This is a genomic window from Streptomyces sp. NPDC048338, from assembly GCF_043201055.1.
Classification (GTDB): Bacteria; Actinomycetota; Actinomycetes; order Streptomycetales; family Streptomycetaceae; genus Streptomyces.
Genome location: NZ_JBICYQ010000004.1, coordinates 414,028 through 439,761, shown reverse-complemented (window position 1 = coordinate 439,761; position 25,734 = coordinate 414,028). Strand labels below are relative to the sequence as shown.

20 protein-coding genes and 1 tRNA gene are annotated in these 25,734 nt (G+C 73.1%); 13 read left to right on the top strand and 8 right to left on the bottom strand.

Features of this window, described 5'->3' with window-relative positions; all coding sequences use genetic code 11:
- Nucleotides 1–802: 802 nt before the first annotated feature.
- Nucleotides 803–1,117, top strand: a complete 315-nt coding sequence (locus tag ACGFZF_RS12295) for a helix-turn-helix domain-containing protein (protein WP_393553620.1) — start codon at nucleotides 803–805, stop codon at nucleotides 1,115–1,117.
- A gap of 1 nt (nucleotide 1,118) precedes the next feature.
- The gene (locus ACGFZF_RS12290) at nucleotides 1,119–2,354 is read left to right on the top strand and encodes a site-specific integrase (RefSeq protein WP_323183558.1); all 1,236 of its coding nucleotides are present in this window, start codon (nucleotides 1,119–1,121) and stop codon (nucleotides 2,352–2,354) included.
- 99 nt (nucleotides 2,355–2,453) lie between these two features.
- Here ACGFZF_RS12290 and ACGFZF_RS12285 read toward each other — a convergent pair.
- Nucleotides 2,454–2,527 (bottom strand) — tRNA-Pro (locus tag ACGFZF_RS12285).
- 127 nt (nucleotides 2,528–2,654) lie between these two features.
- Between ACGFZF_RS12285 and ACGFZF_RS12280 the strand changes: the two genes are divergently transcribed.
- Together ACGFZF_RS12280 and ACGFZF_RS12275 are read left to right on the top strand one after the other, a co-directional pair.
- A complete protein-coding gene (locus ACGFZF_RS12280; protein WP_393553617.1) occupies nucleotides 2,655–3,374 on the top strand; it encodes a transketolase in 720 nt (239 codons plus the stop codon).
- A gap of 34 nt (nucleotides 3,375–3,408) precedes the next feature.
- Nucleotides 3,409–4,302, top strand: coding sequence for a transketolase family protein (locus ACGFZF_RS12275; RefSeq protein ID WP_393553615.1), 894 nt, complete (start codon nucleotides 3,409–3,411; stop codon nucleotides 4,300–4,302).
- Nucleotides 4,303–4,437: 135 nt separating this feature from the next.
- Here the strand turns inward: ACGFZF_RS12275 and ACGFZF_RS12270 are convergent, their stop codons facing one another.
- On the bottom strand, nucleotides 4,438–4,809 hold the full coding sequence (locus ACGFZF_RS12270; RefSeq protein WP_393553613.1) for an MmcQ/YjbR family DNA-binding protein: 372 nt from the start codon (nucleotides 4,807–4,809) through the stop codon (nucleotides 4,438–4,440).
- Between the two features lie 520 nt (nucleotides 4,810–5,329).
- On the opposite strand from ACGFZF_RS12270, the gene ACGFZF_RS12265 reads away from it, so the two are divergent.
- The gene (locus ACGFZF_RS12265) at nucleotides 5,330–6,529 is read left to right on the top strand and encodes an acyl-CoA dehydrogenase family protein (RefSeq protein ID WP_393553611.1); all 1,200 of its coding nucleotides are present in this window, start codon (nucleotides 5,330–5,332) and stop codon (nucleotides 6,527–6,529) included.
- A 170-nt stretch (nucleotides 6,530–6,699) separates the two neighbouring features.
- On the opposite strand, the gene ACGFZF_RS12260 is transcribed toward ACGFZF_RS12265, so the two are convergent.
- The 5 genes from ACGFZF_RS12260 to ACGFZF_RS12240 are packed head-to-tail and all read right to left on the bottom strand — an operon-like array spanning nucleotide 6,700 to nucleotide 10,548.
- Entirely contained in the window at nucleotides 6,700–7,269 is a 570-nt protein-coding gene (locus ACGFZF_RS12260; protein ID WP_356600292.1) for a GAF domain-containing protein, read from the bottom strand.
- A complete protein-coding gene (locus ACGFZF_RS12255; protein ID WP_393553609.1) occupies nucleotides 7,266–7,889 on the bottom strand; it encodes an ATP/GTP-binding protein in 624 nt (207 codons plus the stop codon). The genes ACGFZF_RS12260 and ACGFZF_RS12255 overlap by 4 nt, the downstream gene beginning before the upstream one ends.
- Nucleotides 7,867–8,232, bottom strand: coding sequence for a DUF742 domain-containing protein (locus tag ACGFZF_RS12250; protein WP_147976650.1), 366 nt, complete (start codon nucleotides 8,230–8,232; stop codon nucleotides 7,867–7,869). The genes ACGFZF_RS12255 and ACGFZF_RS12250 overlap by 23 nt, the downstream gene beginning before the upstream one ends.
- A gap of 5 nt (nucleotides 8,233–8,237) precedes the next feature.
- Nucleotides 8,238–8,672 carry a roadblock/LC7 domain-containing protein gene (locus ACGFZF_RS12245; RefSeq protein WP_147976497.1) on the bottom strand — a complete coding sequence of 145 codons (435 nt, stop codon included), beginning with the start codon at nucleotides 8,670–8,672 and terminating at the stop codon, nucleotides 8,238–8,240.
- A gap of 7 nt (nucleotides 8,673–8,679) precedes the next feature.
- On the bottom strand, nucleotides 8,680–10,548 hold the full coding sequence (locus ACGFZF_RS12240) for a sensor histidine kinase (protein ID WP_393553607.1): 1,869 nt from the start codon (nucleotides 10,546–10,548) through the stop codon (nucleotides 8,680–8,682).
- 608 nt (nucleotides 10,549–11,156) lie between these two features.
- Between ACGFZF_RS12240 and ACGFZF_RS12235 the strand changes: the two genes are divergently transcribed.
- From ACGFZF_RS12235 to ACGFZF_RS12220, 4 genes are all read left to right on the top strand, one after another.
- Nucleotides 11,157–13,553: a protein kinase gene (locus tag ACGFZF_RS12235; RefSeq protein ID WP_393553605.1), complete on the top strand. Its 2,397-nt coding sequence runs from the start codon at nucleotides 11,157–11,159 to the stop codon at nucleotides 13,551–13,553.
- Nucleotides 13,554–13,963: 410 nt separating this feature from the next.
- Nucleotides 13,964–15,019 (top strand): hypothetical protein, encoded by a 1,056-nt coding sequence (locus ACGFZF_RS12230; RefSeq protein WP_393553603.1) that lies wholly within the window; start codon nucleotides 13,964–13,966, stop codon nucleotides 15,017–15,019.
- On the top strand, nucleotides 15,016–16,305 hold the full coding sequence (locus tag ACGFZF_RS12225; protein ID WP_393553601.1) for a hypothetical protein: 1,290 nt from the start codon (nucleotides 15,016–15,018) through the stop codon (nucleotides 16,303–16,305). The genes ACGFZF_RS12230 and ACGFZF_RS12225 overlap by 4 nt, the downstream gene beginning before the upstream one ends.
- A complete protein-coding gene (locus ACGFZF_RS12220; protein ID WP_393553599.1) occupies nucleotides 16,302–19,646 on the top strand; it encodes a hypothetical protein in 3,345 nt (1,114 codons plus the stop codon). Before ACGFZF_RS12225 ends, ACGFZF_RS12220 begins: the two co-directional genes overlap by 4 nt.
- Before the next feature lie 61 nt (nucleotides 19,647–19,707).
- Here the strand turns inward: ACGFZF_RS12220 and ACGFZF_RS12215 are convergent, their stop codons facing one another.
- Nucleotides 19,708–20,940, bottom strand: coding sequence for an MBL fold metallo-hydrolase (locus ACGFZF_RS12215; protein ID WP_393553597.1), 1,233 nt, complete (start codon nucleotides 20,938–20,940; stop codon nucleotides 19,708–19,710).
- Nucleotides 20,941–21,032: 92 nt separating this feature from the next.
- Between ACGFZF_RS12215 and ACGFZF_RS12210 the strand changes: the two genes are divergently transcribed.
- The 4 genes from ACGFZF_RS12210 to ACGFZF_RS12195 all read left to right on the top strand — a co-directional run bounded on the left by ACGFZF_RS12210 (nucleotide 21,033) and on the right by ACGFZF_RS12195 (nucleotide 25,705).
- Complete coding sequence (locus ACGFZF_RS12210) at nucleotides 21,033–22,211, top strand: Glu/Leu/Phe/Val dehydrogenase dimerization domain-containing protein (RefSeq protein ID WP_393553595.1); 1,179 nt, start codon at nucleotides 21,033–21,035, stop codon at nucleotides 22,209–22,211.
- Between the two features lie 92 nt (nucleotides 22,212–22,303).
- The gene (locus ACGFZF_RS12205) at nucleotides 22,304–22,960 is read left to right on the top strand and encodes a TetR/AcrR family transcriptional regulator (protein WP_393553593.1); all 657 of its coding nucleotides are present in this window, start codon (nucleotides 22,304–22,306) and stop codon (nucleotides 22,958–22,960) included.
- A gap of 661 nt (nucleotides 22,961–23,621) precedes the next feature.
- Nucleotides 23,622–24,581: an STM4015 family protein gene (locus ACGFZF_RS12200; protein WP_393553591.1), complete on the top strand. Its 960-nt coding sequence runs from the start codon at nucleotides 23,622–23,624 to the stop codon at nucleotides 24,579–24,581.
- Complete coding sequence (locus ACGFZF_RS12195; protein ID WP_393553589.1) at nucleotides 24,578–25,705, top strand: STM4014 family protein; 1,128 nt, start codon at nucleotides 24,578–24,580, stop codon at nucleotides 25,703–25,705. Before ACGFZF_RS12200 ends, ACGFZF_RS12195 begins: the two co-directional genes overlap by 4 nt.
- Nucleotides 25,706–25,734: the final 29 nt, after the last annotated feature.

The window sequence follows — 25,734 nt, the reverse complement described above, 5'->3', positions numbered from 1 at the left end:
CGTCCTGACCGACAGCCAGTGCACCGAACGCCTCCCCTTGGGCGGAGACGGTCTCGCGCCGCTCATGTGCGGCGCACACCCCGCCCCGCCGCCCCAGGAACCCGCGAACCAAGATCCGAACTATTTCCGGACCAGTCCCCTCCAGCGAGTCGTACGGACGGCCGTCCCCGCTGGTCAGGATGGGTGCAACTGCTGTACCAGCGGCAGACGAAGACCCGCCGGGCGGCCATTCAGCCGGAGCCCGACCTCATGCGTGCCGATCACCCCAAGTAGCGAACTACAGGGAACTGATCCACGTCACCCATCAGCCTGCAGCCAACCGCCCAAGACTGACGGTTGGTCAATTTAGCCGACTTTGCGGCCGATCCACGGTGGAATATAGCTGGAGATCCCCGGTTTCGGAAACCGGGGATCGCATAGATGATCGAAGCTCCACCGCGCCACTCCCTCCCCCCCTAGTCGAAAGGTATTTGCCGTCCGATGGCACAGCTTCGATCTCGAAATCCCTAACCCCGCTCTGTTACGGGAGCGCCACGGCGCCCAAGACCGTTTTCAGGAAGCCAACACCACGCCACAGCCCGAACGGGATGCCTTCCACCTCAGGGCTGAATGGTCCGGTTGGGCGCAGTGATCACTCAGTGAGCCACAGACCCTCGAGAGCAACCGGTACCTCGGATGGCCCCTAAGCCAGCCGCACCGCCGCGGGAGTTGTTCTCCGTGTGCGAATCCAGTGGCTTTTCGCTGGACTTTTCAAACGTTCCCTCTATGGTCGTCGTCCCACCATTCCTCCACCCAGGGGAGCGTGACCAACCTGCCTCTTGCACCGACTCGCCCGATCGGCGTTCTGCGCCATCGCAAGGACCCCATGTCATCCCAGGAATCCGCGAAGAGCGGACGAAACGTTTCCCCCGACCTGGTCACCGGCAAATGGCTAACGACCGACGAACTCGCGGGCATCTTGAACCTCGATCCCTCCACGCTCCGTCGCTGGCGCACTGCACACCCCCTGCAAGGGCCGCCGTTCGTCCATGTGTCCGATCGCATCACCCTGTACAGCGCGATTGACGTCGAACACTGGCTGCGCAGTCGCCGTGTCGATCCCGAACAGGCGGCCTGACATGGCGATAGCGACACCTGCTTCCGCCGTCGAGGCCGTGCCGGTTGGCGTCCGCCTCACCGCTGATGTCGAATACCGACCCAACCGGCCTTCGCCCTACCGAGCTCGGGTGCGCTGGTGGGACCCCACGACAAAGTCCCGCAAGTCCATCTCCGAAGCCAAGGAGACCGAGGACGAGGCCCAGGAGTGGATCTCGGCCCTGGTCGAGGCCGCCCAGGCCGGCATCAACCCGTCGCTTGCCACCATGCCATTGGCCGACTACGGCACCGCGAACATGAACCTCGCGCTTCGAGGACTGGAGCTCAAGACGCTCGACCCCTATATGGCCGGTTGGCGTCTGCGCGTAGTGCCCTCCCTCGGGCATCTACCGGTTCGGATGATCACCAACGGTGCAGTGGACCGCACCGTCTACCGGTGGATCACTGACGAGTACAGCCGCTCCACCGTGAAGAACACCATCGCCGTCCTCGTTCGCGTCATGGAGCAGGCCGTTCGAGACGGGCTCATCAAGGTCAACCCCGCGCGAGTCAGCGGCTGGCAGCGCCAGTACCAGCAGGTCGAGGACGAGCTGAACGACCCGCGTGCGCTCGCCTTGCCCGACTGGGAGACCCTCCAGGCCCTCGCCAAGGCCCTGGTCGCTCGCTCATACGGCCAGTACCAGGGCTGGGGCGACGTGGTCACTTTCGCCGCGTCCACGGCAGCCCGCATCGGCGAGGTCTCCGGAGTCCGCGTCAAGGACATCGACACCGACACCTGGATCTGGACCGTACGACGGCAGACCACCCCCGCCCGAGGCGGGCTCGTCGACAAGGCCACCAAGGGAAAGCGCGCCCGCAAGGTACCTCTCATCGAAGAGGTACGGCCGATGGTGGCTCAACGCCTGCTCGCCGCCGGCAACAGCCCAGACGCCCGGATCTTCTTCGGCCCCCGCGGCGGACGCATCTCCACCGCCGTCCTGCGCGACGCCACCCACTGGGACAACGTCGTCACCGAGCTCGGTTTCGAGCATCTTCGACGACACGATCTGCGCCACACCGGGCTGACCTGGTTCGCCGACGCAGGCGTCCCCCTCCATGTCCTGCGCAAGATCGCCGGACACGGCTCGCTGACCACCACTCAGCGCTACCTGCACCCCGACGCCGGCCAGATCACGGCAGCTGGTGCCGCGCTGTCTGCGCACCTCATGGTGCTCCGTGCACCTCGTTCGCTGCCAGTCACGGCCGTTACCGCCGTCTGACCCGCACTGAGCGCATTGGTCCCCAACTGGTCCCCAAAAACGATCAAGGGGCCGTTTCAGATTGCTCTGAAACGGCCCCTGACCTGCGACTTCGAAAAGTCGGGACGACAGGATTTGAACCTGCGACCCCTTGACCCCCAGTCAAGTGCGCTACCAAGCTGCGCCACGTCCCGATGCCCGTCTGACCTGGGGTTTCCCTGGGCCGAACGCGCATGAGAACAATACCGCACTTCCCCGGGTGGTCACGAACCCCTTTCCGGGGTTGACCTCGAGTTCGCTTGAGGTTGCACCGTGTGTGTCATGACGAACACGGCAGACACCCCGGCCCTCCGCGATCCGCGCACCGACCTCGCCCGGCTCACCCGCCTCATGGGGCTGATGACCGGCGACGAGAAGCACTCGCCGGCCGCGACCTCGACCCTCGACGCACTCTGGGTGCTGTACGACCGCGTACTGCGGGTCACGCCCGAGACCTTCGGCGACCCGGCCCGGGACCGGTTCCTGCTGTCGAAGGGGCACGGGCCGATGGCCTACTACGCCGTCCTGTCGGCGAAGGGCTTCCTCCCGGAGGAGCTGCTGAGCGGGTTCGGCTCGTACGACTCGCCTCTCGGGCACCACCCCGACCGGACGCTGGTGCCGGGCGCCGAGATCGGGAGCGGGTCGCTCGGGCACGGGCTCCCGCTGGCCGTGGGCAGCGTCCTGGGGCTGCGGGCCCAGGGGCTGACCGATCCGCGGGTGTGGGTGCTGATCGGGGACGCCGAGCTGGACGAGGGCAGCAACCACGAGGCGCTGGCCTACGCGGGGCCCGCCGGTCTGGAGCAGCTGCACACGCTGGTGATCGACAACGGTTCCGCCACCTATGGACGGCCGGGCGGGATCGCCGCGCGGTTCGCGGCGGCCGGCTGGTCGGCGCAGACCGTCGACGGGCGCGATCACGACGCGCTGCACGCCGCCTACACGGCCCCGCACCCCGGCCGGCCGCACGTCGTCGTGGCCCGCGTCGAGCCCAAGCACGCCTGACCCCCGCCGCACCGAGCAGAGGAGCACCCTTCCCATGGACACCATGCGCGACCGCTTCATCGCGACCACCAGCCGCCTGCTCGACGAGGACCCCCGCCTGGCGGTCGTCCTCGCCGAGATCAGCAGGGACGGCTTCCGGGAGGCCGAGCGGCGACATCCGGACCGTGTGATCAATGTCGGGATCCGCGAGCAGCTGCTGATCGGGGCGGGTGGCGGGCTCGCCCTGACCGGGATGCGGCCGGTGATGCACACCTTCGCGAGCTTCCTCGTCGAGCGCCCCTTCGAGCAGCTGAAGCTGGACTTCGGCCACCAGGGCGTGACCGGCGTGCTGGTCAGCGCCGGTGGCTCGTACGACTGGCCGGCCGGCGGCTTCACCCACATGTCGCCCGGCGACGTGGCTCTGCTCGACACCCTCGACGGCTGGACCGTGCACGTACCCGGTCACCCGGACGAGGCGGAGGAGCTGCTGCGCCAGGCCGTCCGGAGCGACGACTCCGTCTACGTCCGGCTCTCCGCGCAGTCCAACGCCGCGCCCCGGCCCGTCACCGCGGGCTTCTCGACGGTGCGCGAGGGCGGGGACGGTGTGGTCGTCGCCGTCGGCCCCCTGCTGGACGACGTCCTCGCGGCCACCGAGGGCCTCGACGTCACGGTCCTCTACGCCCACACGGTCCGCCCCTTCGACGCCGACGGCCTGCGTCGCGCGGTCGCCGGAGCGCGCCCGGACGTCGTCCTGGTCGAGCCGTACCTCGCCGGCACGTCGACCGCCGCGGCCAACGACGCGCTGACGGAGCTGCCGCACCGCGTGCTGGGCCTCGGTGTCGCCCGCCGCGAGCTGCGCACGTACGGCAGCATCGAGGAGCACCTGGCCGGCCAGGGTCTGGACCCGGCGGGACTGCGGAAGCGGATCAGGGCCTTCCTCGGCCGTTGACGGCGCTCGCCGGGCTGGTGGGACCGCAATCCCGTTCAGGCCACCGTGGCGGATGCGGGACGGTCTCTTTCCGGCCCGGCCCGGCGGGGTCGGGCCGGTGGCCTTCCGGCCAGGACGCGGGGACGGTGCGGCCCCTCACCCCGCCTCCCCCGCCTCCCCGATCTCGGGGTGCTCCGCGAGGAGGCGGCGCGAGGCCGCCTGGCGCCAGGAGTCGGCGAGGACGGCGCGGAGTTCGGCCTCGTCGTCGAGGGCTCCGAGCCGGACCCTGATCCACGCGTAACCGTCGTCGTGCCCTTCGCGGATGAAGAACTTCCCGGGCTCGGCGGCGATGAGCTCCTCCCGCTCCTCCTTGGGGCACTTCACCCCCATCACCTGATCGTCGTCGTCCAGCGAGGCGAAGATCTTTCCTCCGGGGCCGGCCCGGAAGGTGGGCATCCCCCACGCGAGCTTCTCGACCGCCCCGGGGAGCGAGAGCGCGATGCGGCGTACGTCGTCTGCGGTGGCCATGCCCCGACCGTACGGCGCTCCGCGGGGGCGCGAAGCGGAATGCGCGCCGACCCGCCCGCCGGTCACTCCCTGTCACGCATCGCCACGCTGTCGCGCACCCCCGCACGCCCCTTCCGGCAGCCTCTCCGGCGCCCGCGAAAGGCCGGAAGCCCTGCCGTTCCCGGCGCCAAGGCCCCGGCGAAAGATCCGGCATGCCTCCTCCGTGATGAAGAGGTGGCCTATGAGGCGAAACCTGGGCTGTCGGTGCCATATGACCGGTCACTGGTTGCCGTTGGCATGTGGCAGAAACCTGCCTGAGTGGAATGACCTGCTCGAAGGACCCACCAGGCCAAGACCACGCGAAACACAGTCAGATTCAAACGTCAACCACTCGGGTTTCGGACAAACTCCGTGGCGATATTGCTCCGGTCACGAAAGATCAACACCATGAAGTGGTCGGCCTGTTCGGGACGGGACCACTGCCGATGCACCACCTGTTCGAACAATCGCGCGAACAGGCGTTTCGCAGGGGAGGACTCCGATGGACGGCTACTTCACCAGCCGCATGCATCATCAACTCAGGGAGACCGTTCGGGACTTCGCAGAGCGTGAGGTTCGGCCACGGATAGCCGAGATGGAGGCGACCCGTACGGTCCATCACGAGCTCTCCCGGCTGATCGCCGAACAGGGCTGGCTGGGGGCGACAATCGGCCACGAGTACGGGGGCATGAGCGCCGGACATCTGGCCAAGACGATCATCATCGAAGAGCTCTCCCGGGTCAGCGGCGCCATGGGCGCGATGGTCCAGGCGTCCCAGCTCGGCACCGCCAAGATCGTGCACTTCGGCAGTGACGAGCAGCGCAAGACGTGGCTCCCCGCGATCGCGGCGGGCGACTGCCTCCCGACGATCGCCGTCACCGAACCCGGATCCGGCGGCCATGTCCTCGGGATGACGGCGAGCGCCGTCCGGGACGGGGACGACTACATCCTCAACGGCAGCAAGGTCTTCGTCGGCAACAGCCATGTCGGCGACCTGCACGGTGTGGTGGTCCGGACCGGCCCCGGTTCGAAGGGGCTCACGGCCTTCCTGGTCGAGTCCGACCGCCCCGGGTTCCGCACCGGCCCCCAGGAGCAGGCCATGGGCCTGCACGGCTTCAGCTTCGGCGAGCTCATCTTCGAGAACTGCCGTGTCCCCGCGGCCAACCGGCTCGGCGACGAGGGCGACGGACTGGCCGTCGCCTACTCCTCCAGCGTCCTGTACGGACGGGCCAACCTCACCGCCGTCTCCCTCGGCATCCACCAGGCGATCCTGGAGGACACCACCCGGTTCGCCGCCGAGCGCCACCGCTACGGCAACCCGCTCCACGAACTCCCCACCGTGAAGCTGAAGCTGGGCCAGATGCAGTCCCGGCTGATGACCGCACGACTCGCCGCCTACCACGCGGTGCACCTGCTCGACCAGGGCATGTCCTGCGACGCGGAGCTGATGAACGCCAAACTGGTCAACGTCGAGTCGGCCCTCGACTCGGGCCGCAACGCCATGGAGATCCACGCCGCGGCCGGGCTCTTCACGGACCGGCCGATCGAGCGCTACCTGCGCGACGCGCACCACATCTTCGCCCCGGCCGGCACCTCGGACGTCCAGCTGCTGCGTCTCGCCGAGGTCGCCCTCGGCACCGCCAAGGGCAGCTGGTCCGAGCGGCTCTCCGAGCTGGTCCGCAGAGAGCCCGTCCCGGCCTGATCCCCGACGTCGGCGGACGCGGCCGCCGACCGGTTCCCCCCACCCCTCGTGCGCAACGGCGCGCACGATTCCGCGTCCCTCCCCTCCCGAACGTCCCCGAGAAGAAGAACGCGCCCCGGCCCGGCCTTCGCCGTTCCGGGGCGCCACCCGCGCGCGGGTTCACACCGTGCTCAGAGCATTCCGTCCTCGCGGCGGTGGATCTGCTCCACCAGCTCCGCGGCCAGTGTCTTGATCGTCTCCAGGCCCGCCCGGCCCCACGGCCGCACGTCGGTGTCGACCACGCAGATCGTGCCGAGCGCCACGCCGGTACGGTCGATCAGCGGCGCGCCCATGTAGGAGCGGATGCCGATCTCGTCGACGACCGGGTTCCCCGCGAAGCGCGGGTAGTCGCAGACGTCCTCCAGGACGAGCGCCTTGCGGCGCACCACGACGTGCGGGCAGTAGCCGTGGTCGCGTGCCATGAACCGGCCCACGTTGCCGCCGGCCGCAGCCGCGCCCAGGTCGCTGCCCGAGTGGGTGCCGGCCGGGGTGTGCAGGCCGGCGAAGAACTGCCGGTTCTCGTCGATGAAGTTGACCATGGAGTACGGGGCTCCGGTCACCTCCGCGAGGCGGTGGGCGAAGTCGTCGAAGGCCTGCTCCGGCCGCTCCCCGAGACCCAGTTCGCGCAGCCGCTGGACACGGACGGGCGCTTCCCGGTCGACGGGGGTCAACAGAAGATGACCGGTCGGGTCGTAGGTCATGTCGTGGCTCCGTAGCTCGGCACGGCGGCCGGGATGGTGGTGAGGAGATGCTGGACGAGGGTGAGGAGGGTGCGGATGCCGGCGCTGGAGATCCGGGCGTCGCACAGGACGACCGGCACCTCGGGCTTGAGGTCGAGCGCCGCCCGCACCTCGTCCGGCTCGTAGCGGTAGGCGCCGTCGAACTCGTTGACCGCGACGACGAACCCGATCCCCCGGCGCTCGAAGAAGTCGACCGCCGAGAAGCAGTCCTCCAGGCGGCGGGTGTCGGCGAGGACGACGGCTCCGAGGGCGCCCTCGGAGAGTTCGTCCCACATGAACCAGAAGCGTTCCTGGCCCGGGGTGCCGAACAGGTAGAGCACGTTGCGGTCGTCGAGGGTGATGCGCCCGAAGTCCATCGCGACGGTGGTCGTCGTCTTGGACTCGACCCCCACCAGGCTGTCGGTGCCCGCGCTGACCTGGGTCAGCAGCTCCTCGGTGCTCAGCGGTTCGATCTCGCTGACCGCGCCCACGAAGGTGGTCTTGCCGACACCGAAGCCGCCCGCCACCAGGATCTTCAGCGCGGTGGGGAAGGGGTCGGACGCGAAACTCTCGTGGCGCTCAGAGCCGTTGTCGTAGGCCATCGAGCACTGCCTCCAGCAAGGAACGGTCGGTTGGATTGGCGTGGAAGCGGGGCGCCCGGGCGGTGAGCGCCCCGCAGTCCACGAGGTCGGAGAGGAGGACCTTGGTGACGACCGCGGGCAGCCGTAAGTGCGCCGCGACCTCCGCCACCGAGGTGGGTCCGTCGCACAGCCCGAGGGCCAGACTGTGCTCGGGACCCATGTGCCCCTGCGGGGAGGAGCCCGTCGCCATCACCATCGACAGGAGATCCAGTGCGGTGGTGGGCTTGGTCCGGCCGCCGCTCACGGTGTACGGGCGGATCAGCCGCCCGGCCGCGTCGTCGAGCCAGGGCCCCTCCTGGGACATCACGCTCACAGCCCCGTGCTGCCCGCCGCGCCGGCGGCCTGTCTGGCGGGCGTGACCAGGTACGGCCGCACGCTCTTGACCAGCATCGCCATCTCGTAGCCGAGTACGGCGGCGTCCGCCTCGCGGCCGGCGAGCACCGCCAGGCAGGTGCCGGAACCGGCGGTGGAGACGAACAGCAGGGTGGAGTCGAGTTCGACGACGACCTGGCGGACCTCGCCGCCGTCGCCGAACCGCGCACCGGCGCTCCGGCCGAGCGAGTACAGCCCGGAGGCCAGGGCGGCCATGTGGTCGGCCGCGTCGGTGTCGAGGCCGTGGACGGATTTGACCAGGCCGTCGGAGGAGAGCAGGACCGCGTTGCGGGTGTAGGGGACCCGCTGGACCAGACCGCTCAGCAGCCAGTCGAGATCCGAGGAATGGCCGGTCGGCGAGTTGCTGACCATGGTGCATCTACTCCTTGTGCGCGTCGCCGGGACGCTGCGGTTCATGGGCCGGGGGCTGGGATTCTGCGAGTCCGATGCCACGCTGGAAGGCAGCCATCAGACCGGGGTCGTGCAGGGCGTGTTCCTCGGGCTTGCGGACCGTGGGCTCCTCGCGCAGCTGGGGGACGAGGTGCTCCTGGGCACGCCGCTTGGGGAGCAGGGGGCGGCCCGGTGCCTGCGGACGCGGAGCCGGGGGGACGGCGGGCGTCTGCGCGGGCAGGTACGCGCCTGCGGTGCGGGAGTGCTCGGTGTGCTCGCCCCGTACGGGCAAGGGGCCGCCGTCGCGCGCCGGTCCGGGGGTGGGAACGGCGGCGGGGGCCGGGCCCTCGTCCGCCGCCTGGAGCGGGAGCGCGGGGGCCGCGGTGGTGTACGTCAGCGGCCGGTGGGCGGGATAGGGCTCGGGCGCAGGGGCGGGAGCCGGGACGGGCGCGTGCCGGGGCGCCGGCACGGTGTCGGGGACGGGCGGCGCGGCCGGGACCGCGGGGGCCGACTGAGCCGGGAGGGGCGGCAGCTGTCCCGGGGGGACCTGGGACTGGGCCTGGGCCTGGGCTGCGGCGCCCGTCTGGGGCTCGCTCTGGGTGAGGCGGTCCGGCTCGGCGCCGAGCAGCCCCTGCGGCAGGACGAGGACCGCCTGGACCCCGCCGTAGATGTTCGACTGCAGACGAACCGCGATGCCGTGGCGTCGCGCGAGGGCCGAGACCACGAACAGTCCGATGCGCCCGTCCTGGAGCAGGTGGGCGACGTTGACCTGGTCGGGGTCGGCGAGGAGCGCGTTCATCTTGTTCTGCTCGGTGACCGGCATGCCCAGTCCGCGGTCCTCGACCTCGATGGCGAGGCCGGCGGTGACGTACTGGGCGCGCATCAGCACGGTGGTGTGCGGGGCGGAGAACAGCGTGGCGTTCTCGACCAGCTCGGCGAGCAGGTGGATGACGTCGGCGACGGCGTGGCCGCGGAGCGTTCCGTCGATCGGGGGAACGAGCTTGACGCGCGGGTACTGCTCGACCTCGGCGATGGAGGAGCGCAGCACCTCGGTCATGGTGACCGGGTTCGACCACTGGCGGCGGGAGATGGCGCCGCCGAGCACGGCCAGGTTCTCCGCGTGGCGGCGGATGCGGGTCGCCAGGTGGTCGACGTGGAACAGGCCCTTGAGCAGCTCCGGGTCCTCGACCTCGTTCTCCAGCTCGTCGAGGAGCTGGATCTCGCGGTGGACGAGGGACTGCAGACGCCGGGCGAGGTTGACGAACACCTCGACCTTCTGTTCGTTGCCGACGCTGCTGGACAGCCGGGACGCCTGTACCACCGCGGCGACGGCGGCCTCGTGGGACCGGGTCAGCTCCTGGGACAGCAGGTCGAACTCGTCACCGGACGCGGCCGGGGGCGGCGTGGCGGGGCGGACCGGCGGGCCCTCTCCCCGGCGCAGCTGCTCGACGATCGTGCGCAGCTCGCTCTGTCCGCGGGCGCTGGAGCGGCGCAGGGAGTTGCAGCGGTCGAGCACGGCCTTGGCGGCCCGGTCGGCGCCGAGCGCCGCGGCGGTCACGGAGGCGACCGTGAGGGCCGCGGCACCCGTGAGCGCGGCCCAGAGGCCGGGCGTCGGGCTGGCTCCGGTGGAGCGGATGGTGAAGAGGACGGCGGCGGCGCCGCCGAGTGCCACGGCGACGGCCGGCAGCACGGAGGTACGCAGGAGTTGGGGGCGTATGCGGGCTTCCGCGGGAAGGGGAGCGGAGCGCTGTGCGGGGTTGGGGGCCCCGGCGCCGGGAGCGGAGCGGGCGCCTGACCGGCCGTGGCGCCCGCCCTCGCGGCGGTCTGACCGCGTGGCAGGTGCGCGAAGTTGAGACATGAGTGTCCTTGGTACGTGCCCGGGAATCGGCGTACTACGGGGGGACGACGGGGGTCTGCTTACGTGGGTGTGATGAGCCTACCGATGATCACCAAGTACCCACTGTAGTCGTCAACCGTTCGGGTGCGGTGCGCAGTTGGCAAACTTACCCGTAGAACGCCCCACTCTGGTATCACCGTTCGCACGACAGGCCGAGAACATTCGACCGGAACTCGACGGTGTGGCGGCCGAGGGCCGGAACGGAAGCCGGCGGAGTCCCCCGGACGCCCCCGCCCACCGCCGGAACCGACCCTGACCGGAATTTCGGGCACGCCGCCGGACGCCGCCCGGCCGCGGCGCGCGCCCGATCCCGCACGCCCCGGCCGACCCTCGCGCGCGGGGTCGCCCCGCCGCCGCGGCCGTGTCCGAATTCGCGTTCGCGTCGAAGCCGGGGCGACGGTGCCGTGACCGTCCGTAATGGACCGAACCGTCCCGCCCGGTGCGCGGCACGTCGTCCCGATTCGCCCGGCACGCGGGCTCGGCTTGACTGTCCGGCGCCGTGCCAGGTAAGGACATGCCAGCACCCGCTCACGGTGCGGAACGGGGGGTGCACACTCATGAAACCGCTGGTGCCTGGCGATCCTGCCTCGGTCGGCGACGGCCGCTACCAGCTCACACACCGGCTGGGCCAGGGCGGCATGGGGGTGGTCTATCTCGGCCGCTCCCCGTCCGGACGCGCGGTGGCCGTGAAGGTCGTACGCCCCGAGCTGAGCACCGAACCGGGATTCCGGCGGCGGTTCGCCGACGAGGTGGCCGCGGCGCAGCGGGTGAGCGGCTTCCACACCGCCCCGGTCGTCGACGCGGACCCCGAGGGGGATCCGGCCTGGCTGGTGACGGCGTTCGTCCCTGGGCCGACCCTGGCCGCGGTCCTCGACCGGGTGGGCTCCCTGCCGGCCGACACGCTCACGGTGCTGGCCGCCGGACTGGCGGAGGCGCTGGAGTCGATCCACCGGGCCGGGGTGGTCCACCGGGACCTCAAGCCGGCGAACATCATCGTCGCGGAGGACGGGCCGCGGGTGATCGACTTCGGTATCGCCCGCGCGCTGGACGGGACGGTGCTGACGCAGACCGGCTTCCAGGTGGGCACCCCCGGCTTCCTCGCCCCCGAGCAACTGATCAGCGGCCTGGTCACCCCCGCGGTGGACGTCTTCGCCCTCGGCGTGGTGCTCGCCCAGGCGGCGGGCGGCTCACCCTTCGGCGACGGTCCGTCGATGGCCCGCCACTACAAGATCGTGCACGAGGAGCCGGACCTGACCGCGGTCCCGGACGAGCTGCGCACGCTGGTCGCGGAGTGCCTGTCCAAGGATCCGGCGGACCGGCCCGCGCCGGGCGACTTCCTGCGCCGGCTGACGGTCCGCCACCCGGCCGGCGGCGGGTGGCTCCCGGACGCCGCGACCGTCCTGCTGCCGCGGCACGACGCGGGCCGTCCGCCCGCGACCGGACCCGCGCCGGCGGCACCGGGGGCCGGCCCTGCCGCGAGCACGGACCGGGAGGCCGCGGAACCCGGGGCGTCGAACGCGAAGCCCTCCGGCCCGACGGCCCCCGAGGTCCCGCCTCGCGGCGCCGGCGCTCCGGGAGCCACCGCCGGAGCCGCTCCGGAGAGCGCCACCCACGGGACGGCTGATCCGCGGACCCTCGATCCCCGGAGCGCGGCCCCCCGGGTCGATCCCCGGACCGGGTCCGTGAGCCCGACGTCCGCGCCGGATGCCCGGACCCCCTCGGGGCCCACCGGCACCGGCCCGGACGCGAGCACCCCGCCGAGCGCGTCCTCGTCGGCGCCGTCGTCCGCCGATCCCGCGGAAGAGGCCGGCCGGCACGCGTCGCCGACCGTGACCGCCCCGGGTGCCGGGTGGCCTGCCGCCGGCCCGGGGACGCTCGGCGTGTTCGGCGCCCCCGAGACCCCGGCGGGACCGGGAACGGCGGGACCGGGAACGGCGGGACCGGGAACGGCCGGACCCACCAGGGCGACCGGCCCGGCCGTCGCACCGCCCGTACGCCGGCGCCGCACGCCCGCGCTGGTCGCCGGCGCCGCGCTGGTCGCGCTGTCCACCGTCGGTCTGCTCGTGTGGCAGCCGTGGTCGGGTGCGTCGGACGGCAAGGGCGGCACCCCCGGCACCCCGACGGCCACCGGCCCCGCCCCGTTCCCCGCCGACTCGGTGCTGATCCGCGAGGACACCGCCCCGGGCTGGCCGCAGAAATGCCACGGATCGATCTCCCGCCGCGACCGGGGCAACCCCAAGCCGGTCCGGCTGATCACCGGAGAGCCGTGCGTCATGCTCCCGCAGTGGTCCCCGGACCGCCGGTCGTTCGCGTACACCCGGGTCGACGCCGACGGCGCGTCCGTGTGGCGCGCGGACGCCGACGGTTCGAACACCCGGCGGATCGCGGCCATCGCCGGGGGCCGGGTCTCCTGGTCCCCGGACGGCAAGCGCCTGGCCGTGCTGCGCGCGAAGGACGGCGTCCAGCAGCTGTTCGTGGTGAACGTCGCCGACGGTGCGGCGCAGCAGCTCACGACCGGCAGCGGACGGGTCGAGGACCCCGCGTGGTCCCCCGACGGCAAGCAGATCGCCGTCTGCATGCAGGCGGGCGGCAGCGGCTGGCAGATCCACGTCGTGGACCCGGCGAAGCCGGGCGGCGCCCCACGGCAGCTGACGCGGCTGCCGCACGCGGCGTTCGACCCGGTCTGGTCGCCGGACGGCCGCACCTTCGCGTACACGGCGGGGAAGTACGGCGAGGGCACCCAGGGCGACATCCGGCTCGTCGCCACCGACGGGACGGACGACCGCGCCCTGGTGGAGACGACCGCGCACGAGATGGACCCGTCCTGGTCCCCGGACGGCAGCTGGGTGTCCTTCGTCCGGGGCCCGTACGCGAGCCCCTGGGTCTGGGTGGTCCGCGCGAACGGCACCGGTGCCTTCTCCCTCAGCACCGGCTCGGCCTCGGAGGCCCACCCCGACTGGAGCTGACGGCACACCACTCCGTGCTCGCCGGGCCCGCACGCGCGTCGTGCGGGCCCGCGCGCGTGCGCCCGCGGGCGCACGGGACCCCTTCCGTCCTCCGTGCGCGTGCGGGGTACGTGAGGCCGTGCGCGGTGGTCGCGTACGTGCCCGGCCTCCGCGGGCATAGCACGAGGCCCCACACCCCCGGGCGGTATCCGGCGAACTTCGGTCGGATGATGGGCATTTCTGTTACGTTGCTCTACTTGCCCGATGGTGGTGGGAGCCGCGCGCCGTGGACGCGCGGGTGATCGTCCGACCTGGGTTGCCGCCCGGCGCCGGGGCCCCGCCCCTCCCCCCACCGCCGTCGGCTCACCTCCCGCGTCGGACCGGCACGGACCGGACCTCCGAACGACGTCCGGTCCCGTTGCGGAGGAACTGTGTGGGATGAGCGGGACACGACCGGCCCCGTCCTGGCCGGTGACGTCACGAAGGAGGGGACGGTCGCCGGTTTCGGCTACGCCCCGTCCTCGCAGCCGAAGGCCGCGTGCGACCGGCTGCTGCTGAACGGCGACGAGGCCCTCGCCGAACCGCCCGACCGGCCCGTGCCGATGGACGCCGGGTCCGTCCGGACCCTCGCGGCCACCCCGGTGCAGCGGGTGGATCCGGAACGGGTGCACCGGGCCGAGGAGCTCGACACCACGCTGCCCGACACGGTCGCGGAGACCATGGCGCTGCCGGGGTCGGCATGGGGAGCGGTCGCGGGCCCGCTCGTCCAGGAGGTGCGCGAGTCGCGCCATCTGCTCTGGCTCACCGGCGGGTTCGCCCGGGACCTGATCGCCGGGTCCGCCGCCGAGGTCAACGACCTCGACCTCACGGGCACGGCCCCGCCGGGCCGCTTCACCGACCTGTCCAAGCGGGCTCGGCGCCGCAACGGGCTGGAGTTCCGCGCCAAGGTGTCGCCGTACTCCCTCGTCTGCTCGGCCGTACCGCCCCAGGGCGGCGAACGGCTCTACGAGTACCGGACGTTGAAGACGAACGCCTTCGGCTTCCCGGCCTGCGGCAGCGACCTCGAGACCGATGCCCGCTGCCGCGACTTCACGGTGAACAGCCTCTACTACGACCCCCTCGGCCACACCGTGGTCGACCCGACCGGCGCGGGGCTCGCGGACCTGCGGGCCCGGCCGCGTCGTCTCAGCTCGCTCCACTCCACCGAGGACCGGCTCGACCAGGCCCGGCTCATCCTGCGCGCGGTGAAGTTCGCGCTGCGCTGGGCCGGCACCACCGGTTGCGAGTTCGGCGCGACGGCGGCCCGCCTCGCCCATGTGCCCGCGACGGCGTGGGACGGGCTGCCGCCGGCCGACTGGGAACGCCTCGCCGGGGACCATCGCCGGGCGCTCGCCGGCCACGACCCGGGACGGCAGCTCGGCGTCGCCGCCGCACTCGGCCCCGCCGCCGCCGGTCTGCTCGCCACCCTGCTGGAGGTGCGGCCGTGACCGGAGTGCACCGTCCCCTCAGCGACTGGGTCGTCCGTCTCGGCCCGCCACCCGCCCCCGGCACGAGCCCGATCAACGACGGCGACGAACGGGCCGACGCCCGGGACCTGCCGCTCTTCGCGGAGGGCTGGGTCAGGCGCGCCGCGGCGGCGGGACCGGACCGGTCGTCGGTGCTCGCCCTGCACCATCCGGCCACCGCCGTCACGTACGTCGAACTCGACGACCACGGAGCGCCGTTACGCATCGGCGAGGCCGGCGCCGAGCTGATCGGCCGTGCCGAGACGTCCTGGCCCCACCCCGTCTTCGGTCCGGACGACCTGACGGCGCTCGCCGCGCTGTCCCGGGAGGTCCGCTACCTGCTGCTGCACCGGCTGGACCGGGAGGGCGCACCGCCGCCCGGGCTCTTCCACTCGCTGCCGTGGGAGCCGGTGACGGAGCTGGCGTCGGCGGTCGTCCGCCTGCTCGACGGCGGCGCGCCGCCGTCGCTGTCCGCCGAGGCGCTGGACCTCGGCCACTGGGTGACGCCCGCGGCGCTCGGCGTGACCGGACCGCTGGAGCAGCTGTACGAGGGGCTGACGGAGCCCGATCCGGTGCTCGCCGCGCGCGGCGGCACGGCGCTCTGCGCCGGGCTGCGCGCCGCGGACCCGGCACGGTTCCCCGCGCCGGTGACGGCGGCTCTCGCCGCGGTCGCCCGGCGGCTGGCCACGGTCAACCCGTTCCTGCGGCACGCGGCGGTCCTGGCGGCCGAGCGGCTCACGAGCGCGACGCCGGCGGGCTTCGCCGTCCCCCTCGAACCCGCCCTGCCCAAGTCGGCCTCGGGCACGGCCGACCGGACGGTGGTCCAGCGGATCGGCGAGGAGGACGGACCGTTCACGGTCCGCACCGAGACGACTCCGGGCGGCCGGCTGAAGGTGACGGTGGAACTCACCCTGGAGGCGACGCCGGAACGGGAACGGCTCCTCGACGCGTACGGGGGCGCGTTCCTCCCGGTCGTCGTGGCGTCGCCCGGCGGCACCCTCCGGTACTGGGTGGCGCTGGAGGCCCGCCGGCGGTGGCTCTCCGGGACGCTCGACGTGCCCGTGGTGCGCGGGGAGTTCCGCGCCGAGGAGGCGGTGACGGGCGTGTGGGGCCTGTCCGGTGTCTCCCCCGACGAGCTGCTGCCCTCGCTGGCGGGGACGCATCGCGCGGGCCTCGGCGTGTGGCGGGCGGCCGCGGAGCTGTCCCCCGCGGGGCATCCGCTGCGCCGGGCGCTCCGCCTGCTCGACGGAGAGGGCGGAGCGTCGTGACCTTCGTCGAGGACATCCGGACCCTGCTCACGGAGGAACTGCGCGGCTCCGAGGAGGAGTCGGCCCTGTACGGGGCGCTGACCGGCTCGCCCCTTCTGCTGGAGTTCGTCCAGTCGCTGATCGGCGCCCGGGACGTGGAGTCCCTGCGCGCCCTCTGCCACGGGAGCCTCGAACTGCACGCACTGACCGAGCGCTACGGCTCGGTGCCGGGCGCCCTCCCCACCCCCGCCGAGGAGCCGTACGCCGGCTGCGGCCCGGTGACCGGCGCGGTGCGGGCCGCGGCCGCGCTGGGGCTGGTCCTGGTCGACGAGGAGGACCGGCTCGCGGACCACCTGGCCGTCGCGCTGACCTGGCTGGCACACATGCGCGCGGCGGCGGACGCGCCGTGGCCCGCCGGACGGCCCGCCCCGGCGTGCGCCCACCGCGACCGGCGGTCCGCCCCGGCGTGCGCCCGCTGCACACGGCTGTCCGCCGTCGTGGCGGCACTCGGCTCCGACCCGCACGGGACCACCCTGTTCGTGTGGCTGCTCGCCCTGCAGATGGAGGATCCGAAGAAGGGCGCGTCGGCGACCGTCGACGTCCTGCTGGACCGCGGCGACCGCGGGATCCGGGCGACGCTGCGGGCCGCGACGCTGCGCGGCCTGCCGGCCGCCCTGGTCCCGGACCCGTGGTCGATGCTCCTGTTCAGCGCGGACGACCGGTTCCGGTCCGGCCTGGAGACCGCCTGGCGGACCGCCCGTCCGCGCCGCGGCACAGGGCGGGGCACGGTCCTCTGGTCGCTGGCCGACGTCGACGCACCGGTGGACCACGTCCAAGACATCAGCCTGACGGCGGCGTTCACGGTCCTGGTCGACGAGCTGCGTCGGAGGAACCGACGGGTGCGGGGGCCGCTGACGGTCAGACGCCTCCGCGGCTCGACCGCCGTCGTCGGCGGCCTGGACGGCGGGGGCCGGATGGTCGGGGTGACCGGCTACCGCAACAAGCTGGCCGCCGCCGCGGACCTCGACCGGGTCGTGGTGCCGGATGCCGACCTGCGGGAGGCCCTGCAGCACACGCGGACCCCGTCGACCACGATCGTCGGCGTTCCCGGGTGGCGTGAGGCGGCCCGACGGAGCCGCGTGCGCGACCGCCGGGGAATGCTGCGCGTCTCCGCGGTGGGCATCGTCGTGCTGGCGGTGGGGCTGACTGCGGGCCTCCTGGTCTGGAACGGCCAGCGGGAGGACCAGAGGCTGCGCGACACCGCCGCCAGGGTCCGGGACGAGGCGTACGCCCAGGACGGCAACGTGGACCCGGGGCTGGGCCTCCTGCTGGCCATGGCCAGCGACGACATCGCCGGGCAGGCGGGCGACAGGACCGACGCCCTCGTCACCATGGCCGGCGAGGGTTCCACGCTGCGCAGGATCCTGCGGCCCGGGGAAGGGCGGTTCGAGCGGCTCGCCCTGTCGCGCGACGGGGCCTGGGGCGCCTTGTCCACCAGCACGGGTGCCGTGGACATCGTGTCCACCAAGTCCGGGGACGTGGTGTGGCACCAGAAGGGGAGCGGCGTGGAGCCGACGGCCCCCGGGGTGTTCGTGAACGGCCTCGCCGTGTCGCCCCTCGGCCAGCGGGTGGCCTTCGCGACGAGCGACCTGCGCCTCACCGTCGTGGAGAACAAGAACCGGTCGTGGTCGGTCGCGAGCCGGACCGCGCTGCCGATCCCCTCCGACCCCGGGCCCCTGCACAGCGAGCGCAACAAGGTCGACCACCTGGAGTTCACCTCGGACAGGCGGTCGCTCGTGGCGTACGTGGACACGATCGGCCTGCTCGCCTACGACGTGCGGCACCTGGACGCCGCTCCGCGCCGCTGCCCCGAGCGCGGCAGCGCGCGGGCGATGCGGGCGGGCGGGGGCACGGTCCTGCTCACCAAGGGCAGGGAGGTCGTCCGGGTGGACCTGAGGACCTGCGCCCGGTCCGTGGTGCTCACCGCGCCCGAGGACGTCGTCCTGCACGGAGCCGTGGAGGACGGCGGGGTGACGGCCGCCGCGACCCGCGGCGCCCAGTTGCTCACCCTCGGTCCGAACAGGCCCGAGACCGTCATCGCCGACCGCGGCCCGTACGAGACGGTCTCGATCGCCTCCGCCGACGACGGGGCGCACCTGAGTGCGACGAGGCTGTCGGACAGCCTCGGAGGCACCTACGGGTGGAACGCGGAGCGACGGGCCCAGGAGTACGGCTACCCCAAGGCAGGGCCGTCCGTGATGGCCGACGGCATCGTGCTGCGGCACCACGGCGGGGTGGCCGAACTCCACGACGGCGGCCATTCCGCCGCCACACGGGCGTGGAACCGGTTCTACGGCGGAATGGGGTCGCTCGCCTGGGCGGGCCAGGACCTCGTGCTGCGCGCCGGTCCGGCCCTGTACCTGCTGCCGCGTGCGAAGGACCTCACGTCGGAGACCATGGAGGATCCGAAGCGCTACCACCGCCTGGCCCTGCCGAAGGACAGCACCAGCAGGGAACTCGCCACCAGCAGGAACGGCCCCTGGGCCGCGGTCCTGTACAGCAGGAAGGGGGAGCGCAGCCGCGACCTGGCCCTCTGGAACCTCACCGAGCGGCGCCTGACGCCGGTGCCGCTGCCGAAGAAGGCCGGACTGCGGCACGTGGCCTTCGTCGACCGCGATCTCTACGCCGGCTACAGCGACGGCGAGGTCCGGCGCTTCACGGTGTCGGGCGGTACGTGGCGGAGCGCGGGAAGCCGGCGGCTCGCGGCGGGCGTCACGGCGCTCGGCGGGGGCGGCGAGGGCGCGGACCGGCTCTACGCCGTCATCAGCAAGGGAAGCGTCGCCGAGCCTTCCGTCGTCGCCCTGCGGACCTCCGACATGTCGGTGACGGCCACCCGGCGGCTGACGGGCGGGACGGCGATCGCGAAGGTCGAGGTGATGCGGGACGGCCAGGTGGTCGTGGGCTCCGGTGCGGGGGCGGTCACCTTCTTCACCGCGGACCTGCAGCGGCGCGGCCGGGCCTTCGACGGTGAGCTCCAGTTCGTCCTGGACCTCACGGAGATTCCGGGGCAGGGCCTGCTGCTGGTGTCGGGCAAATCGCGCAGTGCCGTCTTCGGGCTGAACACCATGACCCCGCGGGACGAGTGGACCATGGGGGCGCCGTTCCTGTCCGCCGACGCCCCCGCGGACGGCGGGATCATGGCGACGTACAACTACTGGACCTTCAACGTGGCCCTGTGGAACCTCGAGGAGACCGATCTGCGCAAGCGGGTCTGTCAGGTCGTCGGCCGTGACCTGACCGAGGAGGAGTGGCGGCAGTACGTGGGCGGGGAGGTCCCCTACGCGCCGGTCTGCCGGAGCTGACCGGGCGGCCGGGCCCGCCCGCCACCCCTACCGGGGAGGGGGACGGGCCCGGTCCGACGGCTCAGACCGCCGCGTCCAGGTCCGCAGACCCGGACCGCACCTCGGGGGTCACGTCCAGGGGCGCCTGCGCGCGCCGCCACGTGGGGGTGAGCGGGTGGGACACGGTCCGCCACCAGGTCTCCGCGGGCAGCTTGCCGGAGGGTTCGAAGGGCAGTCCGGGGGTGGGGAAGGCGGCCGCCTGCCCCGCCTCGTCGGCCGCGTCCTTCGTCCACTCCTCCGGCTCGCCCCACGGGTGTGGCGCGAGGTTGAAGGTGCCCCAGTGGATCGGCATCATCACACCGTGCGACCGCCCGCCCTGGAGGTCGAGGTGGGCCTGCATGCCCTCGGCCGGGGTCATGTGGATGTCGGGCCAGTACTCGGAGTAGGCGCCGATCTGGATCATGGTCACGTCGAAGGGGCCGTGCGCGGCGCCGATCTCGGCGAAGCCGGGGAAGTAGCCGGTGTCGCCGCTGTGGTAGATCCGGTGCTCGGGGCCGGCCACGACCCAGGACGCCCAGAGGGTGTGCTGCTGGTTGCGCAGGCCGCGCCCGCAGAAGTGGCGGGCGGGCGTCGCCGTCAGGCGCAGCTCCCCGACCTCGGCGGTCTCGTTCCAGTCCAGCTCGCGCAGCCGGTCGGCGCGCACCCCCCACCGCTCCAGATGGGCGCCGACGCCCAAGGGGACCGCGAAGACCGTGTCGGTCGAGGCCAGCGCCTTGATCGTGGGCAGGTCCAGATGGTCGTAGTGGTCGTGGGAGATCACGACGACGTCGACGGGGCCGAGCTCGGCGAGGGGCACCGGCACGGCGTGCAGCCGCTTGGGGCCGACGAAGGGGAAGGGGGAGCAGCGCTCGCCCCACACGGGGTCGAAGAGCACCCGGCGGCCGTCGATCTCGGCCAGGACGGTGGAGTGCCCCATCCAGGTGATGCGCAGCCCGGAGGCAGCCGGCTTCGCCAGGTCGGCGAGGGTGGTGGCGTGCACGGGGATCGGGCCCTGGGGTGCCCGGCGCGCCCGCGCCTCCTTCTCGAAGTAGACCTTGGCGAACTCGACGGTGGAACCGGAAGGCCGGTGCCGGGCCGACACGGGGTTCTGGAACACCCCGTCCGCGAAATTCGGCGAACGGCGGATGCGCTCCAGGCGCGCGCCCGTCGGGTCGGCGCCGAAGGCTTCCGGCCGCAGGGCGCGCAGCCGGGCCCGCAGCGTTCGGTCGGATCCAGTGCCGGTCACAGGACCTCCTGAGGGTCGGGGTCGTTCCATTATGAGCGGCCCGCGGCGTTCCTGGCCGGACGATGGGCCATACTGAACCGCCATTCAGTAGCCGCACCCCGTGTCACCGGAGGAGTACGTCCATGAGCACCGCCCCGCTGCTGTCCGTCGACTGGACCGACCACGTCACCGGCCGCCGCGGCCATCTGGTCGTGGACCGGCTGGTCCGCGGGGTGGCCAGCGGCGGGCTGCGGATGCGGGAGGGCTGCACGGCCGAGGAGGTCACCGGTCTCGCCCGGGGCATGACCATGAAGGAGGCCCTGCACTACGACCCGTGGAACCGGTACGTCCCGCTCGGCGGCGCCAAGGGCGGGATCGACTGCGATCCCCGCTCTCCCGAGGCGTACGGCGTCCTGGTCCGCTACCTGCGGGCGATGCGGCCCTTCATCGAGCGCTTCTGGACCACCGGCGAGGACCTCGGGCTGACCCAGGACCTGGTCGACCGGGCGGCGGCCGAGGCGGGGCTTGTCTCCTCGATCCAGGCCGTCTACCCGCTGCTCGACGACGAGGAGGAGGCCCGCCGGCGGCTCGCCGACGCCTTCGCCGTGGAGGTGGACGGCATCGGGCTCGACGAGCTGGTGGGGGGCTGCGGGGTCGCCGAGGCGGCGCTCACGGCGCTGGACCGGGCGGGCGTCCCGCACGCCGGGACCCGGGTCTCGGTGCAGGGCCTCGGGACGATGGGCGGCGCCACGGCCCGCTTCCTGGACCGGGCCGGCCTGCGGGTGGTGGCCGTCGCCGACGTGAAGGGCTCGATCGTGAACCCCGACGGTCTCGACGTCGAGGCGCTGCTCGCGGCCCGCGACGCGCACGGGACCGTGGACCGCTCGGTGCTGCGGCCCGGGGACCGGGAGGAGGGCGCCGACGCCTGGCTGTCGGCGGACGCCGAGGTGCTGGTGCCGGCGGCGGTCTCGTACGCGATCGACACCGAGGCGCAGGAGCGGATCCGGGCCCGCTGGATCGTCGAGGCGGCGAACATGCCGGTCCTCGCGGAGGCGGAGGAGCGGCTGACCGCGCGCGGGGTCGTGGTCCTGCCGGACGTCGTGGTCAATTCCGGCACGAACGCCTGGTGGTGGTGGACGCTCTTCGGGGACGTCGAGGCCGACGCGGACCAGGCGTTCGCGCAGGTCCGGCGGGCGATGCGGTCCCTGGTGGGGCGGATCCTGGACCGGTCGGAGGCGGCGGGCACCACGCCGCGCGCGGCGGCGCACGCGCTGGTCGAGGAGCGGCTGCCGGAGATCGCGGAGCGCTACGGCTGGTACTGATCCGCCGGCCGGCGGGTCGGCATCCCGCCCGGCTCCGCCCGTACCGGCCGGATGATCATGCCCGTGTCAGGGATCTGTGTAGGCTGCACGGCGTGGCGAGAGTGCGGTTGAGCGTGGCGGAGCGGCGGGAGGAACTCCTCCGGGCCGCCGTCCGGCAGATCGAGGTCCGCGGGGTCGCGGCCGTGCGGATCGCCGACGTCGCCTCCGCGCTCGGCGTGAGCAACGCGCTCGTGCTCTACCACTTCTCCACCAAGGAGAAGCTGGTCGCCGAGGCCTTCGCCTACGCCGCCGAGGGCGACCTGGCCCATCTGCGCAAGATGCTCGGCCGCCGCACGTCGGCGGAGCGGCGGCTGCGCGCCGCGGTCCGGTGGTACGCCCCCACGGGGCAGGCCAAGGGCTGGCGGCTGTGGATCGAGGGCTGGGCGGCGGCCCTGCGCGAACCGGCGCTGCGCGAGGTCGCCGGGGCCCTCGACCAGCAGTGGAAGGCGGCGCTGACCGAGGTGATCGCCGAGGGCACGGCGGCCGGCGAGTTCTCCTGCGAGGACCCGGCGGCGGCGGCCTGGCGGCTGACGGCGTTCCTGGACGGGCTCGCCGTGCAGATGACCTCCTACGCGGGCTCGCTGTCGCGGGCCGCGATGCTGGAGTGGGCCGACGCCGCGCTCACCCGTGAACTGGGCCTGCCGGCCCCCGACCGGTCCGGGCAGCCCCGCGCCGCGGCCCGGTCGCGCGGCGCGGCGGCAGGCGCCTAGGTCCTGTCCTGGCGGCACCCCGAGCCCGTCGGCCCGGTGTCGACGGCGAACCGGCCGCAGCTCCCGCGACACCCATTCCGTAGGTGACGTGTCGTCAGAATGCTGTCGCCCGCGGCCCGTCGCCGACCGTGCTAGGGCCTGTCTTCAAAGTAGCGCCGGTCGGGCTCGCGGTGTCCGGTGCCGTGCATCGCAAGGCGGAGGAGCGTCCGCGTACTGGACGTACTCAGACGCTTCGACAACGCAGCGAGGCGCGGTACCGGGCGCCGCGAGCCAGGCGGGACTTTGAAGACAGGCCCTAGGGCGTGTTGCGAAAGTAGCGCCGTCCGCCCGAAGGGCGGGCCCGGCGGCGTCTGGTGCGTGCGCTCGCAAGGCGGAGGGTCGCCCTCGTACGGGGCGTACTCGGGCGATCCCGACAACGCGGCGTGGGGGCCCCTCCCGTGCCCGAAGGGCTACGGGGGAGTGCGTGCCAGGCGTCGCCAGGTGGGGGCACCTCCCGGGCGAAGCCCAGGGGGAGGGACTTTCGCAACACGCCCTAGGCGCGGCCGGCCCGGTCTCCGCGGCCGCCGGGGGCCACCGGACGCCCCGGCGCGCGGGGGTGTCGGTGCGGCTTGGTAGAACTCTCGCAACAGCCGATCAACGCCGTCCGGTGTCTGGAGCACTCATGACCATTTCGAGCCACCTGCAGGAGCTCCACGGCCTGCCCGTGTTCGACTTCCCGGAGCTCGGCTCCTCGGTCGGGCTGCCGGACGCCGCCTCCGTCGCCTGGCGCGTCTCCGCCCCGACGTACTGCGAGGCGGACGACGAGCAGTGGGAGCAGGTCTTCGCCCGCTTCCTCGCCGGCGTCGACGTCCGGCAGGTCCGTGCGCTGGTGGTCGGCGGCTGGGACGAGGCGTACGAGAACTCCTCCGCCGAGATCGTCACCGCGCTCGTCGGCGCCAACAACCGCCTCACCGGGCTCGAAGCGCTATTCCTCGGCGACATGACGTTCGAGGACTGCGAGATCTCGTGGATCCAGCAGTCCGACGTGACCCCCCTGCTGGCCGCGTACCCCGGGCTGCGGGAGTTCGGCGTGCGGGGCGGCAGCAACCTCGCCTTCCCGGCGATCGAGCACACCGCGCTGCACACCCTCGTGGTCGAGTCGGGCGGGCTGGGCTCCGACGTGGTGCGCGGGATCGCGGGCAGCGCCCTGCCCGCCCTGGAGAACCTCGAACTCTGGCTCGGCACGGACCAGTACGGCGGCGACAGCACGCCCGCCGACCTGGGGCCGCTGCTCGCCGGCACCGCCTTCCCCGCCCTGCGCAGTCTCGGACTGCGCAACAGCGACGCGCAGGACGGGATCGCCGCCGCCGTGGCGGGCGCCCCGGTGGTCGGTCGGCTCGAACGCCTCGACCTGTCGATGGGCACGCTCACCGACGAGGGCGCGGCGGCGCTGCTCGCGGGTCAGCCGCTCACGCACCTGGGACACCTCGGCCTCGCACACCACTACCTCTCCGAGGAGATGAGCGAGCGGATCGTCGACGCCCTCGCCCCGCACGGTGTGCGGGTCGACGTCGGCGACCGTCAGGTGCCGGAGTCGTACCGCGACGGCGAGACCTACCGGTACGTCGCGGTCGCGGAATGACCACCGCCCCGCGCCTCGCCGTCGTCGGCAACCCGGCCAACCGCCGTGTCGCGTTCTTCCTCGACGCCGTGCGGGCCGCCGGGCTGCCCGAGGCGCGGGTGGTGCCCTGGCTGGACGTCCTGCGGGGCGACGCCGCGTTCCGGCCGGGCGAGACGGTCCGGCTGGACTCGCCCGGCGAGGACACCGACGTGGACCGGCTGCTGCGCGGCACCGACGACCCGACCCGGGTGGAGGGAACGGCCCGCTGGTACCGGGCCTTCACCGCCGCCACGGCGGAGCTCGCCCGCACCGTGGACGCCGCCGGGGCGGTCCTGCTCGACGAACCCGCCGACCTCGCGGTCCTGTTCGACAAGCGCCTGGCCCACGCACGGCTGCGGGAAGCGGGGGTCCCGGTGCCGGACTCCCCCACCTCCGGGCCGGCCGCACCCCCCGTCCGGGGCTGGGACGACGTCCGGTCCCTGATGGCGGACGCCGGTCTTCGCCGGGTCTTCGTCAAGCTCGCCCACGGCTCCTCCGCCTCGGGTGTGCTCGCGGTCGAGACCGACGGCGCGGGGCGGGTGCACGCGACCACGTCCGTGGAACGCACCGCGGACGGCCGCCTCTTCAACTCCCTGCGGGTGCGGCGCTACACGACGGAGAGCGGGGTCGCGGCCGTCGTCGACGCGCTCGCACCGGACGGGCTGCACATCGAGCGCTGGCTGCCGAAGGCCGCGCAGGACGGCCGTGCGGCCGACCTGCGGGTCGTGGTCGTCGACGGCCGTGCGACCCACGCCGTGGTCCGCACCAGCCGCTCCCCCATGACCAACCTCCATCTGGGCGGGGCCCGCGGCAGCCTGGACGCGGCACGGTCGGCGGTGGAGACGGCCGGCGCCCGCTGGTCCGACGCGCTCCATGTGTGCGAGCGCGCCGCGGCGGCCTTCCCCGGCACGCACTGCGTCGGGGTCGACCTGCTGCCCGCCGCCGGCTGGCGCCGCTTCGCCGTCGGCGAGGTCAACGCCTTCGGCGACCTCCTGCCCGGCCTCACCGGCCTGCCCGGCAGCGGCGCCGAGGGCATGGACACGTACGCGACGCAGGTGGCCTCCCTCCTGCGGACCCCCAGCACCACAGGAACGAGCACCACGTGAATCCCCCGACGGTCCGCCCCGAGCCCGAC

Bases quoted from the DNA above. Each gene is read 5' to 3' on its own strand.
- ACGFZF_RS12290 (WP_323183558.1), top strand. From the start codon at position 1,119: ATGGCGATAGCGACACCTGCTTCCGCCGTCGAGGCCGTGCCGGTTGGC.
- ACGFZF_RS12280 (WP_393553617.1), top strand. From the start codon at position 2,655: ATGACGAACACGGCAGACACCCCGGCCCTCCGCGATCCGCGCACCGAC.
- ACGFZF_RS12275 (WP_393553615.1), top strand. From the start codon at position 3,409: ATGGACACCATGCGCGACCGCTTCATCGCGACCACCAGCCGCCTGCTC.
- ACGFZF_RS12270 (WP_393553613.1), bottom strand. From the start codon at position 4,809: ATGGCCACCGCAGACGACGTACGCCGCATCGCGCTCTCGCTCCCCGGG.
- ACGFZF_RS12265 (WP_393553611.1), top strand. From the start codon at position 5,330: ATGGACGGCTACTTCACCAGCCGCATGCATCATCAACTCAGGGAGACC.
- ACGFZF_RS12260 (WP_356600292.1), bottom strand. From the start codon at position 7,269: ATGACCTACGACCCGACCGGTCATCTTCTGTTGACCCCCGTCGACCGG.
- ACGFZF_RS12255 (WP_393553609.1), bottom strand. From the start codon at position 7,889: ATGGCCTACGACAACGGCTCTGAGCGCCACGAGAGTTTCGCGTCCGAC.
- ACGFZF_RS12250 (WP_147976650.1), bottom strand. From the start codon at position 8,232: ATGTCCCAGGAGGGGCCCTGGCTCGACGACGCGGCCGGGCGGCTGATC.
- ACGFZF_RS12245 (WP_147976497.1), bottom strand. From the start codon at position 8,672: ATGGTCAGCAACTCGCCGACCGGCCATTCCTCGGATCTCGACTGGCTG.
- ACGFZF_RS12240 (WP_393553607.1), bottom strand. From the start codon at position 10,548: ATGTCTCAACTTCGCGCACCTGCCACGCGGTCAGACCGCCGCGAGGGC.
- ACGFZF_RS12215 (WP_393553597.1), bottom strand. From the start codon at position 20,940: ATGGAACGACCCCGACCCTCAGGAGGTCCTGTGACCGGCACTGGATCC.
- ACGFZF_RS12210 (WP_393553595.1), top strand. From the start codon at position 21,033: ATGAGCACCGCCCCGCTGCTGTCCGTCGACTGGACCGACCACGTCACC.
- ACGFZF_RS12200 (WP_393553591.1), top strand. From the start codon at position 23,622: ATGACCATTTCGAGCCACCTGCAGGAGCTCCACGGCCTGCCCGTGTTC.
- ACGFZF_RS12195 (WP_393553589.1), top strand. From the start codon at position 24,578: ATGACCACCGCCCCGCGCCTCGCCGTCGTCGGCAACCCGGCCAACCGC.